This window comes from Methylobacterium aquaticum (assembly GCF_001043915.1).
GTDB classification, from domain to species: Bacteria; Pseudomonadota; Alphaproteobacteria; order Rhizobiales; family Beijerinckiaceae; genus Methylobacterium; species Methylobacterium aquaticum.
The window spans coordinates 1-7,511 of sequence record NZ_LABX01000251.1 but is presented as its reverse complement, the minus strand read 5'-3'; the positions used below and the strand labels follow the sequence as shown (position 1 = coordinate 7,511).

The window sequence follows — 7,511 nt, the reverse complement described above, 5'->3', positions numbered from 1 at the left end:
TTTCCGACGAAGCGGATACCGGTTCGTCGTAGAAAATGCGGCAAAATCAAACAGCCAGAGAAGCTTCGCGATGGCAACGCGATCGTGAAGCTTCTCTGGCGTCACGTCCTGTCGGACGGCGTCTTCGCATGAACCCGCCGCGCGGCCCGCCTCACGCCAGGCAGGCCGCGCGCGAGACGGAACCATTCGCTCGACGAGATCACGTCTCAGCCAAAGGACGCCCCGGCGGCCTCCTCGAGGATTTGAAACGCCTGATCGCCGAATTTGCGTCGTATCTCGGTGTAGTACCCGGCAGACCTCAACTTCGCGCGAAACGAGTCGGCATCGACGTCGTTGAACGCGATCCCGCTCTTGACCATCGTGTCGCGGTAGCTCTGTTCGAGGTTGGCGAGATCGGCGCGCTGTGCAAGCCCCGCCTGACTCAACCGAGCTTCGACAATTTCCTGGATCTTCTCTGGAAGACTCTTCCAGACGCGGCCGTTGAACAGGATCCAGTTTCCTTGCCAGATATGGTTGCTCAATGAGCAGAACTTCTGAACTTCGTGAAACCTTGACGTCACGATCAGGCTGAGCGGATTTTCCTGCGCATCGACGATGCGAGTCTGCAAGGCGGGATAGACGTCCGTGAACTGCACGCTGGTCGGGGCGGCATCCAGCGCCCGAAACAGGCTCGTATAGGCGGCGGCGCTGGGCACGCGGATCTTCAGACCGCTCAGATCGGCGACGGTCCTGATCGGCTTCACCGATGTGGTGATCTCCCTGAAGCCGAGGTCCCAGGACGTGCGTGCGGCATACAGGTTGCTCTTGGCGAATGCGTCCCGGATGTAGGCGCCGAGCCTGCCATCCATCGCCGGCCAGACCTTCGAGGCGTCGCCGAAGGCGAACCCGGTCCCGTCCAGAGCCGCCGCGGGGACCACCGTCGACACGACGAGGCCGCCGATGACGTAGGCTTCGACGGCCCCGGACCGAAGCTGACTGAACGTGTCCGCCTCGCCTCCGAGCTGGCCGTTCGGAAAGATCCGCAACTCGACCCGGCCGTCCGTGTCCTTCCGGATCGTGTCGGCGGCCTCGAGGAGACGGGTGTTCGTTGGATGCGCCGCGGCCAGCGGATGCGCGATCTTGAGGCTGAACTCGGCCGCGGCGGCGCGGCGGACGAAGGGTGCGGCGACGAGGGGCACGGCCGCGATCGCTGTCAGCATCTCCCTGCGCCGAATGACGCCTGTCCTCATCGTCGTCGTCCTCCCTGAAGCGCCGTCGCTACCCGCGATCTATGTCTTCGCGTCGTAGCATCGCGAATCGACACCGCAACGTTTTTTGATTATCTTTCAAATTTTGAAAGATAACGGGAAGCGCGGGATGAGCGGGTCGATGGAGAAGGCGCTGGCCATCCTGGAATATCTGGCCGCTCGCCCGCAGGGTGCGTCGCTGGTGTCGATCGCGACCGATCTCAACCAGGTCCGCAGCGGATGCCACCGCACGCTGAACGAGCTGGGAAAGTACGGATACGTGCGGCCGCTGCAGCGCGGGACCTACGCGCTTACCACCAAGCTCTCTTCGATGGGCATGAGCTTCCTGAGCAAGTCCGGCATCATCGATATCGCGCAGCCGGTCATGAACAGGCTTGCCCGCGAGACCGAAGAACTCGTTCGTCTCGCCATCCTCGACGGGAACAGGCTGACCTTGGTCGCGAAGGCGGTGGGGTCGAAAGTCGGCCTGCTCTACGATCCCGACATGGGCATCGATCTGAGACTCTCCTGCAGTGCGGCAGGTCACGCCTGGCTCGCGACGCTGAGCGATCAGCAGGCGACCGAAGCCGTGGTCCATCAAGGCTTGGGCGATCCTGCGAGCTATGGCCCCAACGCCCCGGTCTCCGTGACGGCACTCCTGGCAATGCTGCAGGAGCACCGGAAGCGAGGCTTCAGCATGATCAAGGACATGTATGCTCCGGGCATGAACTCGATGGCCGCGGTGGTCAGGCGGAAGGGAGAGCTTGCGGTCGGTGCCCTGATCGTCGCCGGCCCGTCCTCCCGCTTCACGGAGGACCGCATGCTTCAGGTCGGCCCGATCTTGCTGAAGATGGCGAACGAACTCGCGCTCATCGGGAGTGCTTCGCCGCTTCTCAAGACGGACGACCGCGGCACGTGGGGCAACATGGCCTGAACCCCACCGAACGGCCCGATCCGGGCGATCTCTCGGCCCCCAACTCTCAAGCCCCCAAGACGGGGCCTCAAGACGGGGCCTCAAGACGGCGCGGCGGTCGGGCGAAGGCGCAGGCTGCAATCCGCCCCGTTCCGGTTCATGATGCCGACCGGATCGCAGGCAGGAGGCGACGATGGCCACATCCACGCACGCGGCCGCCGCGGAGCGAACACCGACGGACCTCGTCCTCGTTCCCCGCGCCGTCCTGGAGGCCGATCCGCACGCCGTGCTCGCGCAGTACCGCGCCATCGTGCCCTGCATCCGGACCGACGACGGCGCCGTGATGGTGCTGCGCGCGAAGGACGTCCAGGCCCTCGTCACCGATCCGCGCACGCGGCAGGTGGAGACCGAATTCGCGCGGCTGCGCGGCATCACCTCCGGGCCGCTGTTCGATTTCTTCCGCCAGACGGTGCTTCTGTCCAACGGCGAGGTCCACCGGCGCCGGCGCACGCCGATCGCCCGCACCTTCGCGTTCGGAGTCGTGGCGGCCCTGCGCCCGCGCATCCGCGCCCTTGCGGAAGGGCTGGTGGCCCGGCATGTGGCCGACGGCCGGATGGACCTGCTCGACGACTATGCCGCCCCCCTCCCCGCCCGCGCGATCGCGCTGATCCTCGGGCTCCCCGAGCGCGACGTGCCGGACTTCACGGCCTGGGTCTACGCGGTGTCCCGCGCGCTCACCTCGGCCTGGACACCGGAGGATTTCCCCGAGAGCGACGAGGCGGCACGCCGGCTCACGGCTTACGTTGCGGACCTCGTGGCGGAGCGCCGCAGCAGCCCGCGGGACGACCTGATCTCCGCCCTGCTGCCCTCGATCGACGAGGACGATCCGGAATCGGCCGCGGAGACGCGGATGCAGATCGTCTCCCTGATCCTGGCCGGCAGCGACACCACCCGCGCGGCGCTGGCGATCCAGACCGGCCTGCTGCTCGCGCACCGGGAGCACTGGGAGGCGGTGTGCCGCGACGAGGGGCTGATCCCGGGGGCGGTGGCCGAGGCGTTGCGGTTCGAGCCGGCGGTCGGGTCGTTCCCGCGCTTCGCGCTCGCCGAGATCCCCCTGGACGGAGCCGTGCTGCCGGCGGGGGCGCTGCTGTCGATCTCGACGCTGTCGGCGATGCGCGATCCGGCCCTCTACGCCGACCCGGACGTCTTCGACATCCGCCGGACCGACCATCCGCGCTGGCACCCGGTGTTCGGCGGCGGCGTGCATCGCTGTCTCGGCGAGGCGCTCGCCCGCATCGAGCTGGAAGAGGGCCTGCGGGCGCTCACCCGCCGGCTTCCCGACCTGCGCCTCGAACGACCGCTGACCGTGCGCGGCTCGGCCGCGATCCGCCGCGTCGACGCATTGCCGGTGTCCTGGGCCACGGCCTAAGCAGATTGCGCCGAAGCGGTCACCGGGTCGGCGGGTGAAATCTGCGATGCAACAAGACCCTCAGCGGACGAAGCGTTGGCCTGCCAACGCAAGTCCGCTTAGACGGGAGGCCGGCCAGGCCGGATCCCCTCTCCCGGCCGGAAGAGAGGATCCTGCGCCCCATCGCGCAGGGCGGATCGATCAGGGAGAGCGCGAGGTGGTCAGACCTCCCGCGCCCTCCCCTCCACCACGCGCCCGTCCCGAGCGGCGAGGCGCACGGTCACGGCCGGCGGCGGGGGCTGGCGCCGCGCGCGGCGTCGATGCACCAGGGGAAGGGTCGGGTCCTGCGCGAACGGCAGGTCGAGCACGCCCAGCACGTCGTTGCGGGTGAGACCGATGTCTTTCAGCGCCCGGTCGTCCAGTTGGGCGAGACGGTAGGCGGCGCGGCGGTGAATCCACAGGGTGACGATCCGGGCCACGATCTGCGCGGCCTTGCGGCCGAAGCCGAGCGCCAGCGAGAGGACACCGAAGAGGGGGGCGAAACTGATCGTCATCGTGGTCTCCGGCGGGAGCTGTCGGCGAACCTCGTCACGCGCCGGCCATCGCTCGTCCGCTGCGCTCGTCATAGCGGCGCTTGGCCGATGCGTTGAGCGAATGATTGAGATGTGTCACATCACGCGGATTGATGCGAGAATCGACGATGGAGTGGCCCGGTGCATCCCCTCGACATCGACCAGCTCCGGACCCTGGTGGCGATCGCCGAGTGCGGCTCGTTCACCCGGGCGGCGGATCTCGTGCACAAGACGCAATCCGCGGTCTCGATGCAGATGAAGCGGCTCGAGGAGCGGATCGGGCGCGAGATCTTCGCCAAGGCGGGCCGCGGCGTGCGGCTGACCGATGACGGCGAGCGCCTGCTCGATTATGCCCGGCGCATCGTGCGGCTCCAGACGGAGTGCCTGGCCACCTTCGACGAGGGCGACCTCGCCGGCCGCGTGCGCCTCGGCCTGCCGGACGATTATGTCGACCGCTACCTGCCGGAGATCCTCGGGCGCTTCGCCCGAACCCATCCCAGGGCCGAGGTCACGGTGATCTGCGAACCCACCGACATGCTGGCCGAGCGGATCGCCGACGGCGACATCGACCTCGCCATCGTCACCGAAGCGAAAGGGCGACGGACCGTCGAGACGATCCGTACCGAGGCCCTGCTCTGGGTCACGTCGAGCCGCCACGCCGTCCATACCGGGCAGCCGGTGCCCCTCGCCCTCGGGCGGCCGGCCTGCAACTGGCGCCGGGCGGCCATCGAGGCGCTGGAGCGCGGCGGGCGCCAGAGCCGGATCCTGTTCGTCAGTTGGAACTCGACCGCGGTCGGCGCCGCGGTGCTGGCGGGGCTCGCCGTCTCGGTGTTGCCCGAGAGCGCATTGCGCCCGGGCATGAGGGTACTGGGTCCGCAGGAGGGGTTCGCGGCCCTGCCAGCCTGCCGCATCGGGCTGATGCGCCATCGCTCGGACGAGCCCAACCCGCTCGCCGACATCCTGGCCGCGCAAATCCGGCAATGCCTCGACAATCTCGGCCTGGCGGCGGAGTGACCGACGGGATACGGCCCTCAATGCAAGGCGGAGACGAACCGGTTGCTCAGGTTGCTGTACAGGCCGCCGGCCGCATCGCCATAGACCGACAAAGCCGCCGTCAGGGCCAGGAAGATCAGCCCGGCAATCAGGGCGTACTCGATCGCCGTCGTGCCCGATTGCTCATGCCGGAAGCGCCGGAGCACCTCCGTCCCCCGCGATCTGCCACGCACGTCGAGCTCTCCCGGTCCGTCGCTCACGACATTACGGCAGATCCCCTGACTGAGGGTTAATTCGACGGGCCCATTCGACGGTACGATCTTCCCCGCGGGGCGACGGTCCGGCCCGCTGTTCCGGTCCGCTTGCGCCGCCGCGGGGCGGAGCCCGCCGTCAGGCTTTGCCGGTCTCGTGGCGCAGGGCATCGATGCGCTGCGACGCCTCGGCCTTGTCGAGGTCGGGATCGAAGGCGTCCTCGTCCTTGGCCTGCTCGGCCAGGGTCTTGAGGTAGGAAGCCTGCGCTCCGGTCATCGGCTCGGAGCCGGTGGTCCAGTCCTTCGGGTCCTTGATGCGATTCGAGGTGTCCTTCGGATCCTGCTTCGGATTCTCGGATGCGTGCGTCTCGGCCGTCTTGGTCCTGGCGGTCATGAGGCTCTCCATGTTCCCTGAATGTTCCGGCCAGACAACACGCAAACCCCGGCTCCCGTTCCCCGCCCGAAGGGGAACGCATGCGCGAAGGCCCCGGGCGGTCTCCCACCCGGGGCCTTCGGTTCAGGCAATCGTCGTTACGGCGGCCTTCACCCAGGCCGCCTTGGATTCAGGCCGCCTTGGGTTCAGGCTGCCTTGGGTTCAGGCTGCCTTGGCCCGCGGCTGCACCTCGGCGCTGTAATCGTCCATCAGGATCTTGGTCATCGCGGCCGGGGTGAAGCGGTATTGGCCGATCTCCGAGACCGGGGTGACCTCGGCGGCCGAGCCGGTGATGAAGCACTCGGTGAAGCCCGCCATCTCCTCGGGGCGGATGCGCCGCTCGACCACCTCGTAGCCGCGCCGCCGCGCCAGCTCGATCACGGTCTGGCGGGTGATGCCGTTGAGGAAGCGGTCGGCCTCGGGCGTGTGGATCACCCCGTCCTGGATGAAGAACACGTTGGCGCCGGTGCACTCGGCGACGTTGTCCTCCCAGTCGAGCATCAGGGCATCGGCATAGCCCTTGTTCTCGGCCCGGTGCTTGGAGATTGTGCAGATCATGTAGAGGCCCGCCGCCTTGGAGGCCGACGGCGCGGTGCGCGGATCGGGCCGGCGGTACTCCGCCAGGTCGAGCCGGATCCCCTTCATCTTGGTCGCCGGGTCGAAGTAGCTCGGCCATTCCCACGCCGCGATGGCGAGATGGATGGTGTTGTGTTGCGCCGACACGCCCATCATCTCCGAGCCGCGCCAGGCGACCGGGCGCAGATAGGCGTCCTGAAGGCCGCTCTCCTTCAGCACCAGCCGCTTGGCGGCATCGATCTCGGCCACCGAATACGGGACCTCGAAGTCGAGGAGTTCGGCCGAGCGGCGCAGGCGCTGCGAATGCTCGGTGCACTTGAAGATCTGGCCGCCATAGGCGCGCTCGCCCTCGAACACGCTGGAGCCGTAATGCAGGCCGTGGCTGAGTACGTGAATCTTCGCGTCCGCCCACGGCACCATGCGGCCGTCGAACCAGATGTGGCCTTCACGCTGGTCGAAGGGAATGACGGACATGACGATGATCCTCGTATGCGTTCGTTTCCGCCAGGCTGGTTCTCGCGCAACGTTCGTGCTCGAGCGGGGCGCGGGGCGTTCGTTCGTTTCGCCGGCGGGGTTGACGGGTACCAATGGGGCTGAGATATGTCAACAAGACTGACATAAATGACGAGGGCCCGAAGGCCCGGTTTCGCGAAGAGGTGCGACCCGTGACCCAGGCCGCCCGGACCCGTCCGGCCCCCATCCCGGACGTCGCCAACGAGGACCTGCCGCCGGCAGGCTACTCCCCCGCGCAGGCTGCACAAGACTCCGGGTCACCGGCCGACGAGCCGCCGCATTACGACCTGATCGAGCTGCTGTTCTTCGCCTACCGGGACTTCGTCGCCGATCCCGACCGCATCCTGGCCGAATACGGCTTCGGCCGCGCCCATCACCGGGTGCTGCACTTCGTCGACCGGCATCCCGGTCTCACCATCGCCGAACTCCTGGATATCCTGCGAATCACCAAGCAGAGCCTGAACCGGGTGCTGAAGGAATTGATCGAGCAGGGCTACATCGCGCAGCGGACGGGCACGAGCGACCGCCGCCACCGCCTCCTCACCTGCACGCCGGAAGGGCGGCAACTCGCCCGGCGCCTCGCCGGCCCTGGACGCCAGCGGGTCCGCCGGGCGAGTTGCCGCCCT

At 67.9% G+C, this 7,511-nt stretch carries 9 protein-coding genes; 4 read left to right on the top strand and 5 right to left on the bottom strand.

Going from position 1 to position 7,511, the window contains the following annotated elements; genetic code table 11:
• Window positions 1–206 precede the first annotated feature (206 nt).
• On the bottom strand, window positions 207–1,199 hold the full coding sequence (locus VP06_RS27585; protein WP_245291337.1) for a TRAP transporter substrate-binding protein: 993 nt from the start codon (window positions 1,197–1,199) through the stop codon (window positions 207–209).
• Window positions 1,200–1,368: 169 nt separating this feature from the next.
• On the opposite strand from VP06_RS27585, the gene VP06_RS27580 reads away from it, so the two are divergent.
• Both VP06_RS27580 and VP06_RS27575 read left to right on the top strand, forming a co-directional pair.
• Window positions 1,369–2,160 (top strand): IclR family transcriptional regulator, encoded by a 792-nt coding sequence (locus VP06_RS27580; RefSeq protein WP_245291336.1) that lies wholly within the window; start codon window positions 1,369–1,371, stop codon window positions 2,158–2,160.
• Window positions 2,161–2,332: 172 nt separating this feature from the next.
• On the top strand, window positions 2,333–3,568 hold the full coding sequence (locus VP06_RS27575) for a cytochrome P450 (RefSeq protein WP_048467006.1): 1,236 nt from the start codon (window positions 2,333–2,335) through the stop codon (window positions 3,566–3,568).
• A gap of 200 nt (window positions 3,569–3,768) precedes the next feature.
• Here VP06_RS27575 and VP06_RS27570 read toward each other — a convergent pair whose 3' ends face one another.
• Window positions 3,769–4,101 carry a DUF1127 domain-containing protein gene (locus tag VP06_RS27570; RefSeq protein ID WP_048467005.1) on the bottom strand — a complete coding sequence of 111 codons (333 nt, stop codon included), beginning with the start codon at window positions 4,099–4,101 and terminating at the stop codon, window positions 3,769–3,771.
• A gap of 159 nt (window positions 4,102–4,260) precedes the next feature.
• Between VP06_RS27570 and VP06_RS27565 the strand changes: the two genes are divergently transcribed.
• Entirely contained in the window at window positions 4,261–5,133 is an 873-nt protein-coding gene (locus VP06_RS27565; RefSeq protein WP_048467004.1) for a LysR substrate-binding domain-containing protein, read from the top strand.
• Between the two features lie 17 nt (window positions 5,134–5,150).
• On the opposite strand, the gene VP06_RS38320 is transcribed toward VP06_RS27565, so the two are convergent.
• The 3 genes from VP06_RS38320 to VP06_RS27550 form a co-directional block, all read right to left on the bottom strand.
• A complete protein-coding gene (locus VP06_RS38320; protein WP_048467003.1) occupies window positions 5,151–5,345 on the bottom strand; it encodes a Flp family type IVb pilin in 195 nt (64 codons plus the stop codon).
• A 157-nt stretch (window positions 5,346–5,502) separates the two neighbouring features.
• Window positions 5,503–5,757, bottom strand: a complete 255-nt coding sequence (locus VP06_RS27555; protein WP_048467010.1) for a DUF3072 domain-containing protein — start codon at window positions 5,755–5,757, stop codon at window positions 5,503–5,505.
• Between the two features lie 201 nt (window positions 5,758–5,958).
• Complete coding sequence (locus tag VP06_RS27550; RefSeq protein WP_048467002.1) at window positions 5,959–6,846, bottom strand: branched-chain amino acid aminotransferase; 888 nt, start codon at window positions 6,844–6,846, stop codon at window positions 5,959–5,961.
• 224 nt (window positions 6,847–7,070) lie between these two features.
• Between VP06_RS27550 and VP06_RS27545 the strand changes: the two genes are divergently transcribed.
• A partial coding sequence (locus tag VP06_RS27545; RefSeq protein ID WP_048467009.1) for a MarR family winged helix-turn-helix transcriptional regulator occupies window positions 7,071–7,511 on the top strand: 441 nt, incomplete at its 3' end.

Bases quoted from the DNA above. Each gene is read 5' to 3' on its own strand.
- VP06_RS27585 (WP_245291337.1), bottom strand. From the start codon at position 1,199: ATGCTGACAGCGATCGCGGCCGTGCCCCTCGTCGCCGCACCCTTCGTC.
- VP06_RS27580 (WP_245291336.1), top strand. From the start codon at position 1,369: ATGGAGAAGGCGCTGGCCATCCTGGAATATCTGGCCGCTCGCCCGCAG.
- VP06_RS27575 (WP_048467006.1), top strand. From the start codon at position 2,333: ATGGCCACATCCACGCACGCGGCCGCCGCGGAGCGAACACCGACGGAC.
- VP06_RS27570 (WP_048467005.1), bottom strand. From the start codon at position 4,101: ATGACGATCAGTTTCGCCCCCCTCTTCGGTGTCCTCTCGCTGGCGCTC.
- VP06_RS27555 (WP_048467010.1), bottom strand. From the start codon at position 5,757: ATGACCGCCAGGACCAAGACGGCCGAGACGCACGCATCCGAGAATCCG.
- VP06_RS27550 (WP_048467002.1), bottom strand. From the start codon at position 6,846: ATGTCCGTCATTCCCTTCGACCAGCGTGAAGGCCACATCTGGTTCGAC.